The following is a 20,381-nucleotide window of genomic DNA, read 5'->3' as shown; positions in this document are numbered from 1 at the left end:
GCAAAATGCCTTAACCCAAAATTTTCCATTGACCATCTATTTTCTGTAGTTGATAGGTCAATGGTGCAGGGTCGCTTTGTCCTTTGAGCATCAACTCGCCAGTGATGGTGGCACGCGTTTTGTCATCATTGTACGTTGTATCAGTAATCGTCACGCCATCGACCGTTTGTTGAAACGCCGATTGAGTGTTGGCAAGCTCTTGCTCAAAGTTTGCCATATCTACTTGATAGTAGCCTGCCGCATCCTTCACATCACCATAATACAAGGTATTTAGTGCTTTTTTGACCGTATCCTCTGGCGTACCCGCTTCGGTCGGATTGGTCACTAGGCTTTTTTGGTTAATCGGAGCAGTGACTGGATTGATATTGTCATTATCAACGGTCGTTGTATTCTCAGTATCATCTGTGACCTGAGTCGTTTCACTTGTGCTATCTGCTGTGTCTTTTGCTCAGCTGTGTCTGTATCTGAAGTATCAACGACAGCTGCAACTTCTTCATTGTTGGTAGCAGTTTCAGTGACTGCAGACTCATTGTTGCTGCAACCGCTCAGCAGTAGTCCAGTACCGAGTACACCTGTTGCAAGGAGAAGCGGTAAGCGCTGGAAGAGTGGCTGTTTCGTTGTCATATCGAACCTCAAATGTCAGTTATTCATTAATAGGTCATTATGACAACGATTGGTGGCAAGCATTGTCAATTCTGATGATAGGCTTGTTTTGGTTTCGTAAGCCAAGCTCATGCCTATATCTACGTTGGCTTAACCGTGTTTGAGCTGGCGAGGACGGACACCTGTCGCTAGCAATACCACGCCATAAACGAGCGCTCCGGCGACACACATAATCATGAGTGCGATGATGCGTTGCCACTGGGCTTCATCAGTAGGAAAGTAGGGTAACATGAGATAAAGTACGCCGATCATGGAGCCAGTTGAAATGGCAAACTGTGTGAATAGTTTGTTCCAATGGGGGCCAAAACGGAAAATATCGCGCTTGTGTAAGAAGTAATAGAGCAAGCCTGCGTTTACGAACGCTGCGCCCGTCGTTGCCAAGGCTAGGCCACCATGTAATGGCATTTCTAAGAAATAAAATATCCCGATAAAAATGACACTAAATACCATGTTGGCAATAACAGAAATGATGCCGATTTTGACAGGTGTTCTGGTGTCTTGACGCGCAAAAAATGCAGGGGCAAAGATCTTGATCAGCATGAATCCTAAGATACCACCTGCCATACTACGCAATGCCAGTGCACTCATCTGGGCATCACGAAGGGTGAACTCACCACGTAAGAACAGGGCTTGCATCAGCACATCTGCGAGTACAAAGAGCGCAGCCGAGGCAGGCACACCGACCAAAATGATAAGGCGCGCGGCCCAGTCGATGGTCTTTTTGAAACTAACATCGTCTTTTTGCGCTTCACTTTTTGACAGACTTGGTAATATGACCGTACCAATCGCCACACCAATTAGCCCTAGTGGTAGCTCGCTCATACGCTCAGCCGCGTAGAGCCAAGACACCGAACCACCAATCATCAATGAGGCAAAAACGGTGTTCAGCAATAAGTTAATCTGAGTGACAGACACACCAAAGATAGCCGGCAGCATTAATTTTAGAATGCGGCGAACGCCCTCGTGCTGAAAGTCAATCTTGGGCGCGACCAGTAGTTTTTGTTGCCATAGCTGAGGCAGTTGTATTAAGAATTGCAATAGTCCTGCGATCGCCACGGCATAGCCAAGCGCCATAATAGGCGTATCAAACATCGGCGCCAAAATCAGCGCACCACCAATCATACATAAATTCAATAGGACTGGGGCAAAGGCGGGCGCAGCAAAACGGCCATAACTTTGCAAAATACCACTGGCAAAAGCCGTCATAGAAATAAACAGCAAATAAGGGAAGGTAAGGCGGAGTAATTCAGCGGTAATGGCAAATTTGTCAGGTTGATCGGCAAACCCGGGGGCAAACAACGTCACTACCCAAGGCGCGATTAAGATAACAACAACTGTCAGCATCGACAATACCAGCAAGAGTGCGCCCGAGGTGCGACTGACTAAAATCTGTACTTGCTGTAAGCTGTACTTTTCCTTGTACTCGGACAGCACAGGAACGAATGCTTGGCTAAACGCCCCTTCAGCAAACAGTCGTCGCAAAAAGTTTGGGATTTTGAAGGCGACCAAAAGGCGTCCATCAAACCGCCAGCCCCAAAAACCCCTAGCAATACGACATCGCGTACCAAACCTAAAATACGCGATAACATGGTCATACTGCTGACCACCATGGTTGAACGAAATAACCGACTTTTTGCCATGAGAACCTATCTTGCTAAGTTGTGTACAGGGTTGTGTAAGAGCTAGTGTGCTGATTTGCTGTTGCAAAAAAACTGACGAATTATAGCACTTTCATCACGGAGATAAATGGATTGGATGTGGAAATCATTTTTGCAGTGATAAAGAGTTATTTCGTAATAACCCTGCAACTAGCTCCCGCAACCTTGCCCATTCAAAATAATCACCAGGATCCGTCTTACGCCCTGGCGCAATATCACTGTGCCCTGTCAAATGTCGCTGCGTTTTCGGGTACGCTTCATAAATAGCCGCGATTACCGCTGCGAGCTTCTCATATTGAGCGGAAGTGAAGGACACAAAATCTGACCCTTCAAGCTCAATGCCAATGCTATAATCATTACATTCAGGTCGGCCTAAGTAGCTAGAGCGTCCAGCGTGCCAAGCGCGTTCGTTAAAATTGACAAACTGAGTGATAGCCCCGTCACGCTCAATAAACAGGTGCGCTGACACTTCTGCACCTTTGATTGTCTGAAAATAAGGGTGCGCATCCCAATCTAATTGATTAGTGAATAATGCTTTTACATAATGCGTGCCGCTAGAGTCGCACGCACCAAACTCATTGGGTGGTAGGCTAATATTATGAATAATGATGGCATCAATACTTAGACCTTCTGGCCTGATATTATAGTTTGGTGAGGCCAGCCAAGTAGCGGCTGACAGCAAACCATCTGTGATTGTCATTGGCAATGTAGATAATGATGAATCGGGCATAAAGCTCTCTTTTATAACAGTATTGGTGATGTTGTGATAGAAAGTTTATCAAAGTAGTTAGATGGTCGCAGCTTGCTTATATCATTTGAGTCTCTAGCAGAATAAACCTTCACAGCGCGAATAGCGTATAAATAATAACGTGTGAGAGCCCGCCTCATGTCTATAAAACCGATGTCTTCGTCTGGAACTTATACTCTAATAACCATTGGTCAGCGAGCGCGACTGCCATTGGCGATAGCGGCGCTATTGTTTTCTGCAAACACGCAGGCATTTTTACCGACGCCTTTATTGGTCACCGAAGGAGCGCTCTCATCTGAATTATCAGATAGTACGTCACCTAGTGACGCTGAAGATGCTGTTCGCATTGAGACATCTACTCTCAGTAATACTGGAAACAATACTCAAAAATAATACTGCGTCTGGGTCAGATATGGCGACAGAACAATTACTGGCAACATGGCGTCGACAGGCAAAAACTGATAATCTAGCACAGCATACAACATGGCGACGCTTATTGTATTTTTACGATAATCAAAGCAGCATTTTATCTAAAAAGAAAACGGAGAGTCTGGTCGATGATCCACGCTTTTTTTTGAGTGATAACGGTCAGCAGGATTCAGCCGCAGAATTAGACGCGACACTAGTCGCACTGGCAAAAGAATTCACATCGCAGACAACTGGTAATAACCAAGCAAACATTCATATAAAAACTCAAGCCAATAATAATTCCGTTCTGTGCCGTTTCCCAGCACGAGTGGCATGGCTAAAAGAGACGCTGTCTATCGATGATGCGAGTCTATCGGCTGAGTGTCCAGAGCTGGATGACTGGATGTCGACATTGGCGCCTGAGCAGTTATCTATTGTGTTTGCTGAGGAGTATTTGGACAACCCACTCTCTGCCTTTGGTCATACGTTATTGCGCATTGATTCAAAAATCGAGCGTAGCAGATCCCAATCAAATCAGTCAGGCGTATGCGCTCAATTATACGGTGGATGGTGATCCAAACGATAGCTTTCCAATCTATGCGACCAAATCCATGATTGGCAGTTATGACAGCGCCATCGAGATTGATCCTTATCCCCAAAAAGCTCGCAAAGTATCTACAAGATGACGAGCGTGATACGTGGACGTATCAGTTGAATCTGACATCTAGTGAAGTACAGCAGGTTATGCGCCATGTTTGGGAGACCAAGTCGCTAAAAATGCCATATTACTTTACCACGGATAATTGTGCTTCTGAGATTCTGCGCCTGATTGACGTTATTCGTCCGCAGCAGAATTTATTGAAGCAACTGGCTTATGTGGTCGTGCCCTCTGATGTCATTCAGTTATTAAACAGTCAAAATCTTTTGGCAAATGCCACTTATACACCGGCCGACAATACGTTGCGTCAAGCTCAGCTTAATGACGTTAAGCAACAACGCGCGCAGTTGGGCTATTATAACAGCGCCAAACAAACCTTAAATGAGATAAAATCGGCACAGATCAATCCTGTATCAAGCCTATCAGATGATGGACAACGGTTACGCAAACGTCAAATCGAGGTATCGGATAATAATCCAATAGATAGGCATCCACTACAGTTGGGAGTGATAGCTATCGGTCAGCGCGGTGACAATGACTATATCGATATTGGGTTTAGAGCAGGGTTTCATGATACGCTTGACCACGCGTCAGGGTATTCACAGTTTTTTAATTTAGAAGGGGTAGCTGCGACCTTACGTCTATATGACACAGATGATGATAAGCCCAATCAACCAGACAGCGTGGTCTTGCAAAATGCGACTTTGATTCGTGGACGCTCTTTTAATCCCTATCAATGCTGGCAAAAAAGGCAAAACGTGGGGTACAAGCATTGAGGCGACGCGAGTGAATGATGGCTCACAAGAGGGCGGGCGAGATCATCTGGTGGGTAGTGTGGGTTATGAGACGGGCTGGTCGTGGGCATTTGGTACGCCAAGCAGTGGTACGGGTCAGATGCCGCCGCAACTATGCTATACGTTTTTGGCCGGGACCGCGCAAGCAGGGCGCGCTATCAATAAAGGCTTTCGGGTAGGGGCAGGCGTTAATGCCGGCTGTCGTTATCAGATTAACAATCAGTTACGCGCGCAAGCTGAATTGCAATTGCCATATTGGTATCATGGCAGCAGCGATGAGTCCAACGTTCGTGGTCATTATTGGCAACCGATCTCAAGCCTCGGTTTACAATACGATATTGATAAAAAACAAGCACTACGTATCAATGCCAGCTACGACTGGCAAGAGCGCGTCGATGCGAATGAGGATATACAGCTGTCATACAGACGGTATTTTTAAGTAGAGTTATCTTTTAGCGCTGTAATCGTTGTATAAGTGGTATAAAAGGAAAGATGCTTTATGAGTACACCAAATATACTTATTATCGGGCAAGGTGATATCGGCTTGCCTGTTACCAATAAGCTGGCACAAGACGGCTTTTCGGTGACAGGGCTGGCTCGTAGTGAGCGTCATCATTATGCATTAGTGGATAGCGCCCATTTTTTGCAGGCTGATGCGCTGACTCTGACGAGCGAGCAGCTGCAATCATTTACCTATATTGCGATTATCGTCACCCCTGATGAGTATTCGACCAGCGGTTATCATGACAGTTACTTAGCGATCAGCCAGCATTTGGCAACGCTTTCTGCTAATCTGGCGAACCTGCAGCGCGTCGTGTTTATTTCTTCTACTGGTGTTTACGGTCAAGACAATGGCGAATGGATCGATGAGCATACTGAACCTATGACGCCTGAGCGTGACGCATCAAAGGTTATATTGCAAGCCGAACAAGCACTGCAGCAAAGCTTTGGTGATAAAGCCATCATCATTCGACCTAGCGGCATTTATGGACGTGAGCGCCTTATGCGCGTGCGTAAAGCGCGCGAGCCACAAAAAGAGCCAGTAGCCGCCGAGCATTGGAGCAATCGTATTATGGATCGCGACTTGGTCACTATCATTGCCAATGTGTTGACGACAGCCGCACCAAAGCCACTCTATCTTGCGACAGACTACAGACCTGTGACCACTTTTGAGCTTGGTGTTTGGTTGAGTGAACAAATCGGCGAAGCCGCGCCTACTATCGATGAAAAAAAGACATCAGTGACAGGAAAGCGTTTACATAGCAACATTCCTTTAGCTTGGCTTGAGTACGCTGATTGGCAGACAGGCTATCGTGATATTTTAGACCATCAAGCGTAGTTTTTAGCGTTAAGATCATTGTTCGGTTTGAACGTTTTTGTTCGTTTTATATGTGATAGTTTATGGAGATTTCATGACTCAGCCGTTTACTTCTGATGACCATTTGTCTCATGCCAGTCTGGCAGCAGAAGGTAGCAAGCTCACAAAAGGCGATGCTGGGCAGTCTTTTATGCTAGCTGATTCACAGCAACCTGCGATCGTACATCCGAACTTTGATCCCAAACGATCCCCCCTTGATCCCGCCAGACCATTGAGTGATATTCCTGAGCCTGCTCGTCTCCTAGATGGTCAGCTGCGCCGGCTTTATGGTAATTCGACGCGGTTCTATCAGCCTAATGCAGATAGCTTATCAAAATGGTCGCTGATTGCGTCAGAAGCCTTGGCGGAGCATCTATCGTTACTCAAGGCGGCACAGCTTGTCGAATTGCCTGATAGCTTTTATCAAAATCACAGTGATCAGCCCTTATTATCGCCATTATCAAAGATGACATTATTAGATATGTCAGATATCCAGCAGGCGATTCGTACCTATCCAAAACTCAATCGTTATGGGTTTGGCTCTGCTGATAGCGACGAGATGGCTGAGCCAAATAACAATGACAAAGTTAACGAGTCTTTAGCCTCTCTGCGCGCATTGATCAAACGCTATAATCCTGATGAACTGCTGAGTAGCCTGTATGCCGATGATTGGCAAGTGATTTTGCAACCGCAGCAATTTGAGACAGGCGAGGGCAGTTTGGCGACAGATATTATGGCCTGTAGCGCTGCTGTCCATGCGCTAAAGCAATGTAGTACTCGTAAAAGTATCAATCATAGCTATAGTGCCGCGCAAATTTGCCAGCACGTACGTAGTTATTTGCTCAGTCAGATTGTCTGTGAGCCTACGCAGCGCCACGCATATCGTCAGATCCGGATATTTGCTGGTCACATCATTGTTGCTGCGTATCATTTAGGCTGGGAGATACAAGTGCGGGCAGATGGACAGAGTTATTTTAATATCTCGTCGCGTAGTGGTTTGTTGACTCGCTATGCCAATATGCAGGATTACGAGATCAACGGTTGGTCAAGCTGATCAATAATGCGTACAATAATGCAAATTTTTTCGCCCCTCTTTTGCCCATAGGAATGTCATCATGTCTCACGTATCGCGCCTGCAAGACCCAACGTTTTCATCTCATCAATTTATTCAACTGGCTTTAGATAACCAAGTACTTAAATTCGGCGAGTTTGTCCTCAAGTCTGGTCGTATCAGTCCATATTTTTTTAATGCAGGTCTGCTTGCAACGGGTGAGATGTTATCACTGCTAGCACGTGGTTATGCAGATGCCTTAGCTGAACAGATAATTGCGGCAAATAATGACGGTAATGAGCAAGAGCTAGTCATCTTTGGTGCGGCTTATAAAGGTATTCCTTTTGTCGCAGCGACCGCCCAAGCGTTATGGCTACATCATGGCATCAATGCAAAATGGGGTTACAATCGTAAAGAAGCCAAAACCCACGGTGAAGGGGGGCAATTTGGTCGGTGCTGACGTAAGTGGCAAGGCTGTTTGGGTGCTTGACGATGTTATCACAGCAGGCACAGCGATGCGTGAAGTGGTCGAGATTTTAGAGCAAGCAGGAGCAAGCGTTGCGGGTATTATCGTCGCGCTTGATCGCAAAGAAAAAGGCCAAGCTGAGCACTCTGCTATTCAAGAGCTTGCAGCAACACTAGCAGTACCAGTACGGGCATTGGTCGATATCGATGATTTGATCAGCTATTTGGCAGATGACCATGGTGCACAAAACGGCCAACATAAAGACGCGACCCAGTTAGCCAAAATGCAACATTACCGTGAGCAGTACGGTGTATAGTTAGGCACTGAGACTGTTTTATACTAATAATATAACGTAAGTGAGCCCTACCATGAGTCAAACAATGAGCCAACAAAACCAAGAAAAATCGCTAAAAATACTCGTCATTATGGATCCTATCGAGCGGGTCAATTATAAAAAAGACACCAGTCTCGCTATGATGTGGGCCGCTCAAGACCGTGGTCATCAGCTTGGCTACTGTCAGATTCATGACTTGTGGTTGGATCGTGGACAATTAATGGTCGATACTCAGCCGCTTACGGTGAAGCGTGATCCTGCAGATTTTTATACACTAGGTGATAAAACGACAGGCTCAGTTGCTGACTATGACGTGATTTTGATGCGCAAAGACCCACCGTTTGATATGCGCTTTATTTATGCCACTTATATGCTTGATCATGCCAAAGCAGCAGGCGTGCTCGTGGTCAATGATCCGCAAGCCATCCGTGATTGTAATGAGAAATTATTTGCGACGTGGTTTAGTGAGTATATGAGCCCAACGATTGTGACCAGCAAACAGGCTCACATTCGCAAGTTTATCGCTGAGCATCAAGATGTCATCGTTAAGCCGCTAGATGGTATGGGCGGTACAGGTATCTTCCGTCTGACTGCTGATAGTCCAAATATTGGCGTGACGATTGAGGTGCTGACTGAGCTTGAGACTTTACCAATCATGGCGCAGCGTTATTTGCCAGAGATTAAAGCAGGTGATAAACGCGTACTTATTGTAGATGGCGTTGTGGTCGACTATAGCTTGGCGCGTATCCCAAGCAAAGGCGAGACCCGTGGCAATCTTGCCGCAGGTGGTCGCGGTGTGGCGATGCCATTAACCGATATTGAGCGTCAAGTGGCAGAAGTTGTGGCGCCGATTGTCAAAGAAAAAGGTCTGATGTTCGTGGGTTTGGACTTGATCGGTGGGCGTATTACTGAGATTAATGTCACCAGCCCAACGTGCGTACGTGAGATTGATGATCAGTGCGGTACCGATATCGCGACCGACTTTATCATGGCAATCGAAAATAAATTTACGGTATAGTTTTAGACAGTCTAAGACAGATGTCCATTAAAGAAAGTACGTCTTAATACCTCGTTTATCATTGCCTTGTATGGTCGTATGTCAGTAGTAAATGACGCCAAGTCATGCCAGCTCATGGCTTGGTTTTTTGTTATTTCTACTGCATAAAGTACTGTATATAAGACAATGATTTCCTCTATACTATGCGGGCTTTTACCGTGTCATTTTTTTAGTAAATGGCATCATAGTAGTAGGACAAATCCTTCATATCAGTAAAGTAAAGATAGGCAGATCTCCATGAAAACACCGCACATATTGATGATGGCAGCTGGGACGGGCGGACATGTTTTTCCCGCGCTTGCAGTGAGCGACGAGCTGACCGGTCGCGGTGCGGTTATTCATTGGCTTGGAACGCCAAATGGTATGGAAAATGTTTTGGTTGAACCGACGGGTTATCCTTTTCATGCCATCAATATGCAGGGGCTGCGCGGTAAGGGCGTGGGTCGTTTAGTCAAGCTGCCAGTAACGTTATTGTCAGCGACGATGGCTGCGGTGAAAGTGATTCGCAGCAATCAGATTGACGTGGTCGTTGGTTTTGGTGGCTATGTGAGTGCGCCTGGTGGACTTGCTGCACGTCTGACCAATACACCGCTGGTTATCCATGAACAAAATGCCATCGCTGGCATGAGCAATCGTTATCTGTCTAAGCTGTCTACCAAAGTATTACAAGCATTCGAGAACACTTTTGCCAATAGTGAACAAGATGCCAAGCTTGAAACAGTTGGCAATCCTGTGCGTAACGCCATCACTGGTGTCGCAGAGCCAAAGGTGCGTTATGATATCAATGATAGCTCACCGCTTAAACTACTGGTCGTGGGTGGTTCGCTTGGTGCTCAGGTATTGAATGAGACCGTGCCAAAAGCACTGGCTTTGCTAGACCAACCGTTTGAAGTCCTCCATCAATGCGGACGCAATAACGAAGCAGCCACTCAGGCGGCTTATAGTGAGCAAGATTTAAGCAAGCATCAGTTCACAGTGCAGCCCTTTATCGATGATATGGCGGCGGCCTACAACTGGGCAGATATTATCGTTTGCCGCGCTGGTGCATTGACAGTGACTGAAATCCAAAATGTCGGTATTGCTGCTATTTTTGTGCCGCTACCACATGCGGTTGATGACCATCAAACCGCCAATGCGCGCACATTGACCTCACATGCTGCTGCGGTTTTATTGCCACAGTCAGAGCTAACGGCCAAACGTTTAAGCGATGAGCTTAGCGTACTCAATCGAGAGAAATGCCTTGAAATGGCCAAAAAAGGTCATGCGCTTGCCAATCGTAGTGCGAGTAAACAAGTGGCTGATATTATTTGGCAAGCCTTATAGTTTCGGCTTTTGCCACTCGTTATTTTTTACTGAGCATATTTTACTGTCCTTCAATTTTTATTATCCCTTAATAAAGAGAAAATTTTATGTCTACCTCTGCCAAAGCCCTTCCTAAGCGTTTGATTGAAATACCAGAAATGCGCCGTATTCAGCATTTGCATTTTATTGGTATTGGTGGCTCAGGCATGTGCGGCATCGCTGAGGTAATGAACAATCAAGGTTATCAAGTCAGTGGTTCTGACATTGCAGAAAGCTTGGTGACGAAGCGTCTACAGCAGATTGGCATCAAAATATCGATTGGTCATGATTCCAAAAATATTGCCAACGCTGACGTGATCGTCGTGTCATCAGCGATTGATCGTAGCAATCCTGAGGTAAAAGCTGCGCTTGAAGCTCTCAGTCGTACGCCGCGCCGATATGCTTGGCGAGTTGATGCGCTATCGTCATGGTAAGCGCGACGACGACCAGTTTGCTCACCACCATGATGGCAGAAGGACAGCTAGATCCTACCTATGTGATTGGTGGTAAGCTAAATGCCTCAGGTAAAAATGCAGCACTAGGCAACAGCCGTTTCTTGGTAGCAGAAGCGGATGAGTCCGATGCGTCTTTTTATCACTGCGACCAATGGCAGCAATTGTGACCAATATCGATCAAGATCACATGGAAACCTATGAGAACAGCTTCGATAAGTTAAAAGCTGCTTATATTCAGTTTTTGCAAAACATGCCGTTTTACGGGTTGGCCGTGGTATGCGGTGATGACCCTGAACTGTATGCGATGATTGATGACATTGGTCGCCCAGTATTGACCTTTGGCCTTGAGCCTTTTAATGACGTACAAGCTGTCGATCTGGTGGCAGAAGGTACCAAGACGCACTTTACCGTATTGCGCCGTGACCGTGAGCCATTGCGTCTGACATTAAACATACCTGGTACACATAATGTCTATAATGCACTGGCTGCTATCACCATGGCCACGGATGAAGGTGTTGATGATGCCGCGATTGAGCGTGCCCTACAGAAGTTTGAAGGGGTAGGCCGCCGATTTGAGCAGCATGCCTCAGTCGATATCGATGATGGCAATGTCCTATTGATTGATGATTACGGTCATCATCCAAAGAAGTTGACGCTACGATCAAAGCGGCTCGCCAAAGCTTTCCTGATCGCCGTTTAGTGATGTTATTTCAACCGCATCGTTATAGCCGTACCCGTGATTGTTATGACGATTTTGTCGACGTACTATCAAGTGTTGATGAGCTGCTACTATTGGATGTATATTCAGCAGGGGAGAGCCCGATTGCAGGGGCTGATACCAAATCGTTGGCACGCAGTATCCGTCTGCGTGGTGAAGTTGAACCGACGATTATTGATAAAGACAATCTTGCCCTGTGATGCAGCGTTTATTAAAAGCCAATGACATGCTTATCACGCAAGGCGCGGGTAATGTGGGGCATATCGCTATTGATTTGGCTGCCAATAATCTTTACATCAAGTAAGCTAAAATTTAGGAACTATCTTCATGACGACTAATAATAAAGAAAACATGAGTACTCAGAACCTCGCTATCGATGATACCGAAGATAGATCAGCCATCACCACTCCAGAACCAGCATTGGCGGCGGCTGCACAAGCAGGACAAAGCGACGCGAGCATTTCGCCAAATGAGGAAGAGAATAAAAAATCTATCAGTACGATGACTGGTCATGTAAAGATGCCGCTCAGTTTGGTAAAGTCGCTGTGATCTATGGTGGTAGCAGCAATGAGCGCAGCGTGTCTTTGGATAGCGGTGCGGCTGTATTGCAGGCACTGCAAAACCAAGGTGTCGACGCCACTCATTTTGATCCTAAGCATCAAGACATCACAGAATTACGTGATTACGATCGCGTGTTTAATGTCTTGCACGGTCGTGGCGGCGAAGACGGTCTACTGCAAGGTGTATTACAGTGGTTTGATATACCGCAAACGGGATCTGGCGTTTTGGCATCAGCATTAGGTATGGACAAAGTGCGTACCAAACAGCTCTGGCAAGGTTGCGGCTTATCCACAGCACCGTTTTCATTATTGACGGCTGATACCGACTGGCAGCAAGTGGTCAATATGCTAGGACTGCCGCTTATCATTAAACCCGTTCACGAAGGCTCAAGTATTGGCATGACCAAGGTCAATCATCTCGATGAGTTACCTGCTGCCTATGCCACAGCAGTACAGTGTGGTGATGCCGTGATGGCTGAGCGCTGGATCACAGGTCGTGAGTTTACGATTGTGATTATCGATGACGAAGCTTATCCTGTCATTCGACTTGAGCCTGCTGATATCACCAATTTCTATGACTTTGAAGCCAAGTATAATCGTAACGATACCAGCTACTATATTCCTTGCGGATTGAGCGCTGCTGATGAGAAGCATCTGCAAGAATTAAGTCTGGCGGCATTCCGTGCTGTAGATGCAAAAGGTTGGGGACGTATTGACGCCATGCAGGATGAAGCAGGGAATTTTTGGTTGCTTGAGATCAATACCGTGCCCGGTATGACCAGTCATAGTTTGGTACCAATGGCAGCCAAAGCTAGAGGCATGGATTTTGACACATTGTGCTGGCACATATTATCGCAGACAGTCTAATTTTTTGATGTGGCGCTCATCATATTTATCACGATTTTTTAGCAATGAGTCTGATGACAACCATATTGAATAAATGAGCTATGTTAAAGCATGGGCAATGATAAATTATATAGAGGTTTATAATTTCTCAGCTTTATCACTTTTGTAGCATGGCGATTTTAGTCAAAAAAGCCGTCAATGTATCACTAGAGCTGCTATAACATAGCTTCATGTAAACTTGTGTAAATTCAAGGCTACTAGCGAGCGTTACGCTATTGTTTGCCTATAAAATACGTTAATATTGTAAGAATAGCTTTGTTTTAGTAATATTTACGTTTTTGTAGGGATAACCTATAAGTTATTCATAACCTAAGAAAAATGTTACGTTTAAATAAGAATAATCGCTGACTATCAGTCTTTTTATTGACAGTCTTTGATAATATATTGCTTTAATAAGCTTCTGCAAAAACTTGCAGATTTACATCGATAATTAGCATGATCAGTTTTATGCAAATATAGGGACAAAGGTCGTTATGGCTCAAACTGTCAACGAGGTAACTGACTTGATGAGTGATAAAGCCGGTCGCCCAGCATCCAAACTCCAATTACCAACCTCGGCCCGATATCTTTTTATGATATTGGTATTAGGATTATTGGTACTAATATTGATAATGGGTGGTAAAGCGTTACGTGATGCACCGCCTGCTGAGATTCATATCAGCAATCAAGGGCTCTCTACCGCTCAATACAACTCATTGCAGACAGTGATGGATCAGCAAAAGGTCAGCAGTTTTTACTTCTGATTTGCAAGCATTAAGAGATATTACGACAAGCCTTGCATGGGTTGATCAAGTGAGTATCTCTCGAGACTGGCAACGCGGCATTGTAGTTACTGCACTACCTAAGCAAGCAGTCGCTAATTTTGGGACAGAGCGCTTGGTTGATGCCAAAGGATCTGTGTTCGTTCCTGCTGATAGTAGCGACTTGACGCAAGAGCGCTTTGCTACTCTGCAAGGTGAAATGGCTCAAGCGCCAGTCATTATGCAGCAAATGCAGCAAGTCAATGATTGGTATGCGCCACTTGATATGCAGGTTGAAGACATTATTTTGTCACCAAGAATGACTTGGCTCATTCGTTTTGATAATGGCTTGCGCGTCATCGTCGATAATGAGAACACCGCACAAAAATTACTGAATCTAAGCCAGTTACTTGGTAATCAGTTAAGCGGACGCCGAGATGAGATGCAATCTGTAGACTTACGCTACAAGAATGGTTTTACGATTGCCTGGGATATGTCAGCGCCGCCAGTTGATGAGCCCAAATAATTGAAGTAATACTGATGAGTGGTTACTTGAGTCGAAACTGTTTGCCCAAAATGAATAATATATGTACAACATCATAGCGTATTAACAGCGCTTTTTTTAATGATTCAATAGGATGGCATTATTTGCGCTCCTATTTAGTAATAATTTGTCTGCTACCATGAAATATAACGAAAATTTGGTTGTTGTCCATCTAAGTGCCACGGCAGTGTATGTCGTAATTGGCAATGTTGTCTCTGCAAAAGACATTCGTATCTTAGGCGTAGGGCAAGTTAAAAATAGCGATTTTTATCAAGGCCAAATTAAGCATCGTGAACGCCTACAAGGTGCTATCAAGCAAGCCATCCAAGAAGCAGAGGATACTGCCAATTGCCGCGTGCATAGCGTGTGGTTGACGCTCGCAACACCTGAGCTATCTAGTAAAAACAGTGCTGGAGAGGTGAGGGTTGAGGACGAGTTCGTACGTGCCAAAGATATGGTACAGGCCTTGTCTAATGCCAAGTCGCGCGATCTGCCATCCGATTACTATCTCATGCATTGCTGCCAGCAAGGTATCTATGTTGATGATCAAGACTTCATGGTCGACGATGTAATTGAGATGATGGCACATAATATCACTGTGATGTATCACATGATGATGATGCCTGTCGCTAGCCGCCAAAATATTCAAAAACTACTACAAAGCTGCGATGTCGGTATTGACCATATCGTATTTGATGCAGTGACCAGTGCTGAATACAGTTTAATGACCGAAGAGCGTCAGCAAGGGGTTTGCTTGGTAGATATCGGTGCCAGTACGACCAGTATTTGTGTTTACAAAGAAAATAAATTGATTTTTACGCATTGTATTGCTACTGGCAGCCATGAAGTAACAATGGATATTTCAGCTGATTTTGGTATATCGATGATTGAAGCTGAGAAACTGAAAAAGTCTCATGGTACGGCTGATGCCAATAGTGTCGACCCAAGCTCATTCTTTTTGTTTTAAACCGCAAGGATCGAGCGATGAAATCAACATCGGTATCTATAATTTAGCACGTATCATTGAAGCGCGTTATGTGCAGATATTCACTGAAGTCGCTCGTCAACTGCATGAAGCAGGTTTAATAGGCTATATTGACAAAGGTATCGTGCTGACAGGCGGCGGTAGTACGATTAAAGGAATGATACCGTTTGCTAAACGGCTGCTCAAAATGCCAGTGGTATTGACCAATACGCATCCTGCTATTAGTGCTTACAATCATTTTGATAACGATGAGTCATTTAAACAGCTTAATAGTCAGGTCAATGACCGGGCTTACCAAACAGCTTTTGGCACACTATTATATAGTCAAAGTGAGCAGTTTCGCCGCAGTGAAAAAAGCGAACCTGATACGATTCAAAAAAATCGAGTCACAGGGGTCTTTCAAAGCGCAGGCAAACGTTTTGCTGATGTGTTGAAAAAATACTATAGACATACTTACCAAACATGTAGAGCATAAGCGCTTTTGTAGGATGCTCTTAAATAAAGTAAGTAAAAATTGAAGTCATATTGAAAGTAATACGCTAAGCAGTAACAGTAATACCTTAAGCGATGATGACCTATTATGGTCCGCGCTGAACTATTTGATCCATAGCCCTGTTTTATTTAAATACATTTATATATAGTATGTCGATAGCGCGCCATATGAGTGCGTTACTACGTATCGACCTACACGCTATCTGCAACTGGAGAATCTTTTTTATGTCAAAATACACCATGCCAGATGATAACCAGCTTCAAAATAACGGCCAAGCGAGCTTCACTGTATTCGGTGTTGGCGGCGGCGGCGGTAATGCGGTTGAACATATGGTACAACAAGGGATTAGAGGTGTAACGTTCGTCTGTGCTAATACAGATAAGCAAGCGCTAGATCGTCTGACTGCACCGCACAAACTACAACTTGGTGCAAAAACGAACCGTGGTCTAGGTGCAGGTGCAAATCCAGAAGTTGGTCGTGAAGCAGCAGAAAGCGAAGAAGAAGCTATCCGTGCATTGCTTGAAAACTCAGATATGGTATTTATCACTGCTGGTATGGGTGGTGGTACAGGTACAGGTGCAGCACCCGTGGTTGCACGTATTGCCAAAGAAATGGAGGTGTTGACGGTTGCGGTTGTGACCACACCATTTAAATTTGAAGGTGGCAAACGTATTAAAGCTGCGAAAGCAGGTATCGAGCAGTTGACTAATTTCGTGGACTCGATTATCACGATTCCAAACGACAAGCTTATGAGCGTATACGGTAACATCTCTATGCAAGACGCTTTCAAAAAAGCGGACGATGTTTTGCTACATGCGGTTCAAGGTATTGCAGAGACTATCGCTAGCGAAGGTATGATCAATATTGACTTTAACGATATCCGTACGGCAATGACGGCTAAAGGTCATGCAATGATGGGTATTGGCCGTGCAAGTGGCGATGATCGTGCACGTCAAGCCACCGAAAAAGCCATCAGATCACCACTACTTGATGATTTACGTCTAGAAAATGCGAAAGGTCTATTGGTCAACGTGATTTCTTCTGAGTCATTATCACTGGACGAGATGAGCAAAATCAGCATTATCGTTGAAGAGATTACGGATATCGACGATGCTCATATTTTCTACGGCTCTGTAATCGATGAAAAAATGGGTGATGACTTGCATGTAACGGTTATTGCAACAGGTCTGACCTTAGATGAAAACGCAGGGCAAGAGCCAGAAGTAGTGGAGCAGCCGATTCCTTCTGTCAATAGTACACAACCTGTTGATCCTAATGTACATACCAGTGCATTAAATAGTCAGAAGAAATCACAAGCTCAACTGCATCAAGATAACGTTAATACTGCACGTCCAAGCGCGCCTCAAGAGCAGACAAAAACTAAAACCAATAGCATCCAAGACTATCTGAAGCGTCAACAGAACAAATAGTTTTTAGTATTAAATTAAAAAAAGCCAGCGCTCAAACGCTGGCTTTTTTGTGTCTACATAGAAAAGACTGGCCTATAAAAGGAGAGTAACACAATCAGGAGTATCGCAAAATGTTTCTGATCGAAAAATATATCCAGAATCTAGTGTTTCGAAGCCTTCAACAGGGCATAAAACTGTGAAAATATATGATGAGATAATGACGATAAGTGTTATCAATCAAAGAGATAAGGAAATTAACCCTTTTTATTTGTAGCGGATATGGGGAAGGTAGTGGTACACTATGTCAATTGTAACAAAATATGTGAGAAGACAGCCATGAACCAAAGAACCATAAAGACAGCGATAGCCGTTACAGGTACTGGTCTCCATAGTGGTCAGCCTGTTGACTTGGAGTTTCACCCACAGCCGGTTGATACTGGTATTGTTTTCGAGCGCTCTGATATTGTAGGCAGCGAGCCTATTCCAGCAAGTGCTTTTTTGGTGCAAGACACCATGATGTCATCAAACTTAGTATTTGGTGGTACGCGTGTAGGTACGGTTGAGCATTTGCTAAGTGCGATCGCTGGGCTTGGGGTAGATAATCTATTGATTCGTGTTTCTGCTTCAGAAATACCGATTATGGATGGTAGTGCCGCTCCTTTTGTTGCTTTGCTACTTGATGCAGGATTCTGTGAACAAGATGCTTTAAAGAAGTTCATTAAGATTGTACGACCAGTACGCGTCAAAGTAGATGATAAATGGGCAGAGCTACGCCCTTACGATGGATTTGAATTGAATTTTGAGATTGACTTTGATCACCCTGCCATCGACAGAAATTTTCAACATGCTCAACTGCAATTCTCTACCCAAAACTTTATTGAGCAGCTAAGCGAAGCACGTACTTTTGGCTTTTTGCGTGACATAGAACAATTGCGTCAGAATAATCTGGCCTTGGGCGGCAGTATGGAAAATGCCATCGTCATCGATGATGCCAATATTCTTAACGAAGAAGGCCTACGCTTTAATGATGAATTTGTTCGCCATAAAATTTTAGATGCGCTCGGGGATTTATATCTGATTGGTTATCCTATCGTCGGTCGTTTCAATGCCTACAAATCTGGTCATGCATTAAATAATTTGTTAGTGCGTGAAATACTCTCTGATAAAAATAACTTTGAAATTGTAACTTTTGATGACAATGTAACATGCCCGATCGAATATTCACCGCTAAATGGTTTAGCAGTTGAAGGATAAATACAGGAATATACACGAAGTATCGAAACATTTACGCAATATTACATAGCAACGCTATAATTACATTTATATAATATGCAATATTTTAAATATAAAGTTTATAGCATTTTGTGAATTTTATTCTAAGGCAGAGTGCGTAAAAGCTGTAGATGATTTTTTGTTTAAGACATTACAAAAAGCAGCGTTATCAATCTCACTTTATGGTTTTATTTACATAACTTTACATTGTAATATCTGTATTTTTAATGATTTGCTAAGCGTAGGAGGGCTTTTTTAGATTTTCATCAGTGGTGACATGCTCTGCAGCCTGTGATATAGTCCGTTTTGTGTTTTGGCTAAGAGCCTGATTTTCATTGGCTTTACTAGGTTTGGGCAAGGCTGCTAATAACGCTGATGATTGTCTAGATGAATAATTATCAGCAAATGTTTTAGCTACTACAACGCGAATTTGCTTGAGTTGTTTAAATGTAATTGACTGCTCTGTTAATACTTGCAAATACGCATTCTGTAAATAACGAATATGATTAGCAGCTGTCGTCGAACCCACACTGAGTATTAACTGCTCAGAGGTTAAACCTACGACCCAACAAGTATTGAGGATTTCCTCAGGTAGACAGTCTACCAGCAGCTCTTTTACCTCATTGGTCGCTTCTATATATAGCCGCATGTTATTAGCAGAGGTTGAGGTAGCGCGCTACCAGCAAAGGCTTGATGATCTATAAGCTGGGCAAGCCGATTAGGCTGTTTTTTTGACATCGTGATGACTCATCTATTAGGTGACAAACTCGATATGTAGAATAGACATGCTAAAAGCGATATATAGCAAAATTTTATGAGGTAGTTGACTAAACGGGTGGTGATACTGGTGTTAGTCACTATAAAAGAACGAGCTGTTGTGATAAGGATTTTATCATGTTTTTTAATGATTATATCCTCTAAATTAATTGATGTTTCGTCACGGATGACGAGCAGACTTGTATTAACAATAGGTAGTAAATTTATGAAACAAGCTTTATTAATTTTGTCAGTATTGGGAATGGGTATCGCACAGACGAGTGGTGCTGCCGAAATAACCTTTCAACCAAATAATACCTTGAGTCATACCATCACAAATATCTCTACTTCTGCGAACTATGGTTCTAGTCGCAACATCTATAGCACTAACAGTGGTGCTCATGTATATAGCAACGATGAGATCAGTCAAGCCATTGACAATCTAAGCGCTCATGCTAAGCAAAAGAATATCAGCTTGCGTCACTCACTAGCCGTTTGTCATATGAGCAGCATCAACAGCAAGCAAGTCGTGTTCCTGATCGCAACTCTGCTCCTGCTATCGCAGCGGCAAATGCCTCACGAGTTGCACTATCTAGAAGTTCTGGCTACTGTGCTCGCTATGTACGTAAAGCGCTACAGTCAGCAGGTTACAAATTTACGCCTAATCCTTCAGCTTATCAATATGCCTCTCGTGGCACACTAGCCCAAGCAGGCTTTACCAAAATTAGTAACGATATGGAACCTCAAGTTGGTGACGTCGTTGTCTATAACCGCACCTCAAGCCGTCCACATGGTCATATCCAGATTTTTGATGGCAATGACTGGGTATCTGATTTCCGTCAAAATAGCATCAGCCCATATAGCGGTACTTACAGCTATACCACATGGCGTGATTCGCAGTATGTTGATGATGCATCAGACCGTGGTATCTACCTTGCGATGGCTGACAAATAAGTATCAGTTAAACGAATTAAAAGTTTTCTCCAAACTCAGTAATGCTCTTTATGA

General features: G+C 44.2%; 20 protein-coding genes and 4 pseudogenes. 18 read left to right on the top strand and 6 right to left on the bottom strand.

Annotation, left to right across the window (positions count from 1 at the left end; translation table 11 throughout):
• Positions 1-10 precede the first annotated feature (10 nt).
• The 5 genes and pseudogenes from PKHYL_RS13815 to PKHYL_RS13795 all read right to left on the bottom strand — a co-directional run bounded on the left by PKHYL_RS13815 (position 11) and on the right by PKHYL_RS13795 (position 3,416).
• Positions 11-325 (bottom strand): DUF4878 domain-containing protein, encoded by a 315-nt coding sequence (locus PKHYL_RS13815; RefSeq protein WP_240365412.1) that lies wholly within the window; start codon positions 323-325, stop codon positions 11-13.
• Complete coding sequence (locus tag PKHYL_RS13810) at positions 325-624, bottom strand: hypothetical protein (protein WP_240365411.1); 300 nt, start codon at positions 622-624, stop codon at positions 325-327. Before PKHYL_RS13810 ends, PKHYL_RS13815 begins: the two co-directional genes overlap by 1 nt.
• A 129-nt stretch (positions 625-753) precedes the next feature.
• A pseudogene (gene murJ, locus PKHYL_RS13805) lies at positions 754-2,303 on the bottom strand (murein biosynthesis integral membrane protein MurJ).
• A gap of 124 nt (positions 2,304-2,427) precedes the next feature.
• Entirely contained in the window at positions 2,428-3,051 is a 624-nt protein-coding gene (gene ampD / locus PKHYL_RS13800) for a 1,6-anhydro-N-acetylmuramyl-L-alanine amidase AmpD (RefSeq protein WP_093069401.1), read from the bottom strand.
• Between the two features lie 209 nt (positions 3,052-3,260).
• Positions 3,261-3,416: a hypothetical protein gene (locus PKHYL_RS13795; RefSeq protein WP_240365410.1), complete on the bottom strand. Its 156-nt coding sequence runs from the start codon at positions 3,414-3,416 to the stop codon at positions 3,261-3,263.
• Positions 3,417-3,481: 65 nt separating this feature from the next.
• On the opposite strand from PKHYL_RS13795, the gene PKHYL_RS17775 reads away from it, so the two are divergent.
• The 17 genes and pseudogenes from PKHYL_RS17775 to lpxC all read left to right on the top strand — a co-directional run bounded on the left by PKHYL_RS17775 (position 3,482) and on the right by lpxC (position 18,599).
• Positions 3,482-4,051, top strand: coding sequence for a DUF7843 domain-containing protein (locus PKHYL_RS17775; RefSeq protein WP_269778183.1), 570 nt, complete (start codon positions 3,482-3,484; stop codon positions 4,049-4,051).
• 50 nt (positions 4,052-4,101) lie between these two features.
• Positions 4,102-4,911, top strand: coding sequence for a lipoprotein N-acyltransferase Lnb domain-containing protein (locus PKHYL_RS13790; protein WP_269778182.1), 810 nt, complete (start codon positions 4,102-4,104; stop codon positions 4,909-4,911).
• The gene (locus tag PKHYL_RS13785) at positions 4,847-5,368 is read left to right on the top strand and encodes a DUF7840 domain-containing protein (protein WP_240366573.1); all 522 of its coding nucleotides are present in this window, start codon (positions 4,847-4,849) and stop codon (positions 5,366-5,368) included. Before PKHYL_RS13790 ends, PKHYL_RS13785 begins: the two co-directional genes overlap by 65 nt.
• 60 nt (positions 5,369-5,428) lie before the next feature.
• The gene (locus PKHYL_RS13780; protein WP_071003040.1) at positions 5,429-6,268 is read left to right on the top strand and encodes an SDR family oxidoreductase; all 840 of its coding nucleotides are present in this window, start codon (positions 5,429-5,431) and stop codon (positions 6,266-6,268) included.
• A 73-nt stretch (positions 6,269-6,341) separates the two neighbouring features.
• Positions 6,342-7,340, top strand: coding sequence for a hypothetical protein (locus PKHYL_RS13775; RefSeq protein ID WP_071003041.1), 999 nt, complete (start codon positions 6,342-6,344; stop codon positions 7,338-7,340).
• Positions 7,341-7,401: 61 nt separating this feature from the next.
• Positions 7,402-8,119 (top strand): annotated as a pseudogene (gene pyrE / locus PKHYL_RS13770) (orotate phosphoribosyltransferase).
• Positions 8,120-8,183: 64 nt separating this feature from the next.
• Positions 8,184-9,155, top strand: a complete 972-nt coding sequence (gshB, locus tag PKHYL_RS13765) for a glutathione synthase (RefSeq protein ID WP_071003766.1) — start codon at positions 8,184-8,186, stop codon at positions 9,153-9,155.
• A gap of 276 nt (positions 9,156-9,431) precedes the next feature.
• Positions 9,432-10,517, top strand: a complete 1,086-nt coding sequence (gene murG, locus PKHYL_RS13760) for an undecaprenyldiphospho-muramoylpentapeptide beta-N-acetylglucosaminyltransferase (RefSeq protein WP_240365409.1) — start codon at positions 9,432-9,434, stop codon at positions 10,515-10,517.
• Positions 10,518-10,603: 86 nt separating this feature from the next.
• A pseudogene (gene murC / locus PKHYL_RS13755) lies at positions 10,604-12,012 on the top strand (UDP-N-acetylmuramate--L-alanine ligase).
• Positions 12,013-12,035: 23 nt separating this feature from the next.
• On the top strand, positions 12,036-12,257 hold the full coding sequence (locus tag PKHYL_RS13750; protein ID WP_240365408.1) for a hypothetical protein: 222 nt from the start codon (positions 12,036-12,038) through the stop codon (positions 12,255-12,257).
• Complete coding sequence (locus PKHYL_RS13745) at positions 12,197-13,135, top strand: D-alanine--D-alanine ligase (RefSeq protein WP_240366542.1); 939 nt, start codon at positions 12,197-12,199, stop codon at positions 13,133-13,135. The genes PKHYL_RS13750 and PKHYL_RS13745 overlap by 61 nt, the downstream gene beginning before the upstream one ends.
• Positions 13,136-13,647: 512 nt before the next feature.
• Positions 13,648-13,917 (top strand): hypothetical protein, encoded by a 270-nt coding sequence (locus tag PKHYL_RS13740; protein ID WP_240365407.1) that lies wholly within the window; start codon positions 13,648-13,650, stop codon positions 13,915-13,917.
• A 49-nt stretch (positions 13,918-13,966) separates the two neighbouring features.
• Complete coding sequence (locus PKHYL_RS13735) at positions 13,967-14,440, top strand: cell division protein FtsQ/DivIB (RefSeq protein ID WP_240365406.1); 474 nt, start codon at positions 13,967-13,969, stop codon at positions 14,438-14,440.
• Positions 14,441-14,552: 112 nt separating this feature from the next.
• On the top strand, positions 14,553-15,425 hold the full coding sequence (gene ftsA / locus PKHYL_RS13730) for a cell division protein FtsA (protein WP_240365405.1): 873 nt from the start codon (positions 14,553-14,555) through the stop codon (positions 15,423-15,425).
• Complete coding sequence (locus tag PKHYL_RS13725) at positions 15,385-15,918, top strand: hypothetical protein (protein WP_240365404.1); 534 nt, start codon at positions 15,385-15,387, stop codon at positions 15,916-15,918. The genes ftsA and PKHYL_RS13725 overlap by 41 nt, the downstream gene beginning before the upstream one ends.
• Positions 15,919-16,160: 242 nt before the next feature.
• The gene (gene ftsZ / locus PKHYL_RS13720; RefSeq protein WP_240366541.1) at positions 16,161-17,366 is read left to right on the top strand and encodes a cell division protein FtsZ; all 1,206 of its coding nucleotides are present in this window, start codon (positions 16,161-16,163) and stop codon (positions 17,364-17,366) included.
• A gap of 315 nt (positions 17,367-17,681) precedes the next feature.
• Positions 17,682-18,599 carry a UDP-3-O-acyl-N-acetylglucosamine deacetylase gene (gene lpxC / locus PKHYL_RS13715; RefSeq protein WP_071003046.1) on the top strand — a complete coding sequence of 306 codons (918 nt, stop codon included), beginning with the start codon at positions 17,682-17,684 and terminating at the stop codon, positions 18,597-18,599.
• Between the two features lie 253 nt (positions 18,600-18,852).
• On the opposite strand, the gene PKHYL_RS13710 is transcribed toward lpxC, so the two are convergent.
• Complete coding sequence (locus tag PKHYL_RS13710) at positions 18,853-19,146, bottom strand: hypothetical protein (protein ID WP_240365403.1); 294 nt, start codon at positions 19,144-19,146, stop codon at positions 18,853-18,855.
• A gap of 453 nt (positions 19,147-19,599) precedes the next feature.
• Here PKHYL_RS13710 and PKHYL_RS13705 point away from each other — a divergent pair.
• Positions 19,600-20,327 (top strand): annotated as a pseudogene (locus tag PKHYL_RS13705) (CHAP domain-containing protein).
• The last annotated feature ends 54 nt before the right edge of the window (positions 20,328-20,381 follow it).

The organism is Psychrobacter sp. KH172YL61 (assembly GCF_007182895.1).
Lineage (GTDB): Bacteria > Pseudomonadota > Gammaproteobacteria > Pseudomonadales > Moraxellaceae > Psychrobacter > Psychrobacter pacificensis.
This window is presented reverse-complemented; position numbering and strand designations above follow the sequence as displayed.

Coding starts and splice junctions, on each gene's coding strand:
- PKHYL_RS13810 (WP_240365411.1), bottom strand. CDS start 624: ATGACAACGAAACAGCCACTCTTCCAGCGCTTACCGCTTCTCCTTGCA.
- ampD (WP_093069401.1), bottom strand. CDS start 3,051: ATGCCCGATTCATCATTATCTACATTGCCAATGACAATCACAGATGGT.
- PKHYL_RS13795 (WP_240365410.1), bottom strand. CDS start 3,416: ATGCGAACAGCATCTTCAGCGTCACTAGGTGACGTACTATCTGATAAT.
- PKHYL_RS17775 (WP_269778183.1), top strand. CDS start 3,482: ATGGCGACAGAACAATTACTGGCAACATGGCGTCGACAGGCAAAAACT.
- PKHYL_RS13790 (WP_269778182.1), top strand. CDS start 4,102: ATGACAGCGCCATCGAGATTGATCCTTATCCCCAAAAAGCTCGCAAAG.
- PKHYL_RS13780 (WP_071003040.1), top strand. CDS start 5,429: ATGAGTACACCAAATATACTTATTATCGGGCAAGGTGATATCGGCTTG.
- PKHYL_RS13775 (WP_071003041.1), top strand. CDS start 6,342: ATGACTCAGCCGTTTACTTCTGATGACCATTTGTCTCATGCCAGTCTG.
- gshB (WP_071003766.1), top strand. CDS start 8,184: ATGAGCCAACAAAACCAAGAAAAATCGCTAAAAATACTCGTCATTATG.
- murG (WP_240365409.1), top strand. CDS start 9,432: ATGAAAACACCGCACATATTGATGATGGCAGCTGGGACGGGCGGACAT.
- PKHYL_RS13750 (WP_240365408.1), top strand. CDS start 12,036: ATGACGACTAATAATAAAGAAAACATGAGTACTCAGAACCTCGCTATC.
- PKHYL_RS13740 (WP_240365407.1), top strand. CDS start 13,648: ATGGCTCAAACTGTCAACGAGGTAACTGACTTGATGAGTGATAAAGCC.
- ftsA (WP_240365405.1), top strand. CDS start 14,553: ATGGCATTATTTGCGCTCCTATTTAGTAATAATTTGTCTGCTACCATG.
- PKHYL_RS13725 (WP_240365404.1), top strand. CDS start 15,385: ATGCCAATAGTGTCGACCCAAGCTCATTCTTTTTGTTTTAAACCGCAA.
- ftsZ (WP_240366541.1), top strand. CDS start 16,161: ATGTCAAAATACACCATGCCAGATGATAACCAGCTTCAAAATAACGGC.
- lpxC (WP_071003046.1), top strand. CDS start 17,682: ATGAACCAAAGAACCATAAAGACAGCGATAGCCGTTACAGGTACTGGT.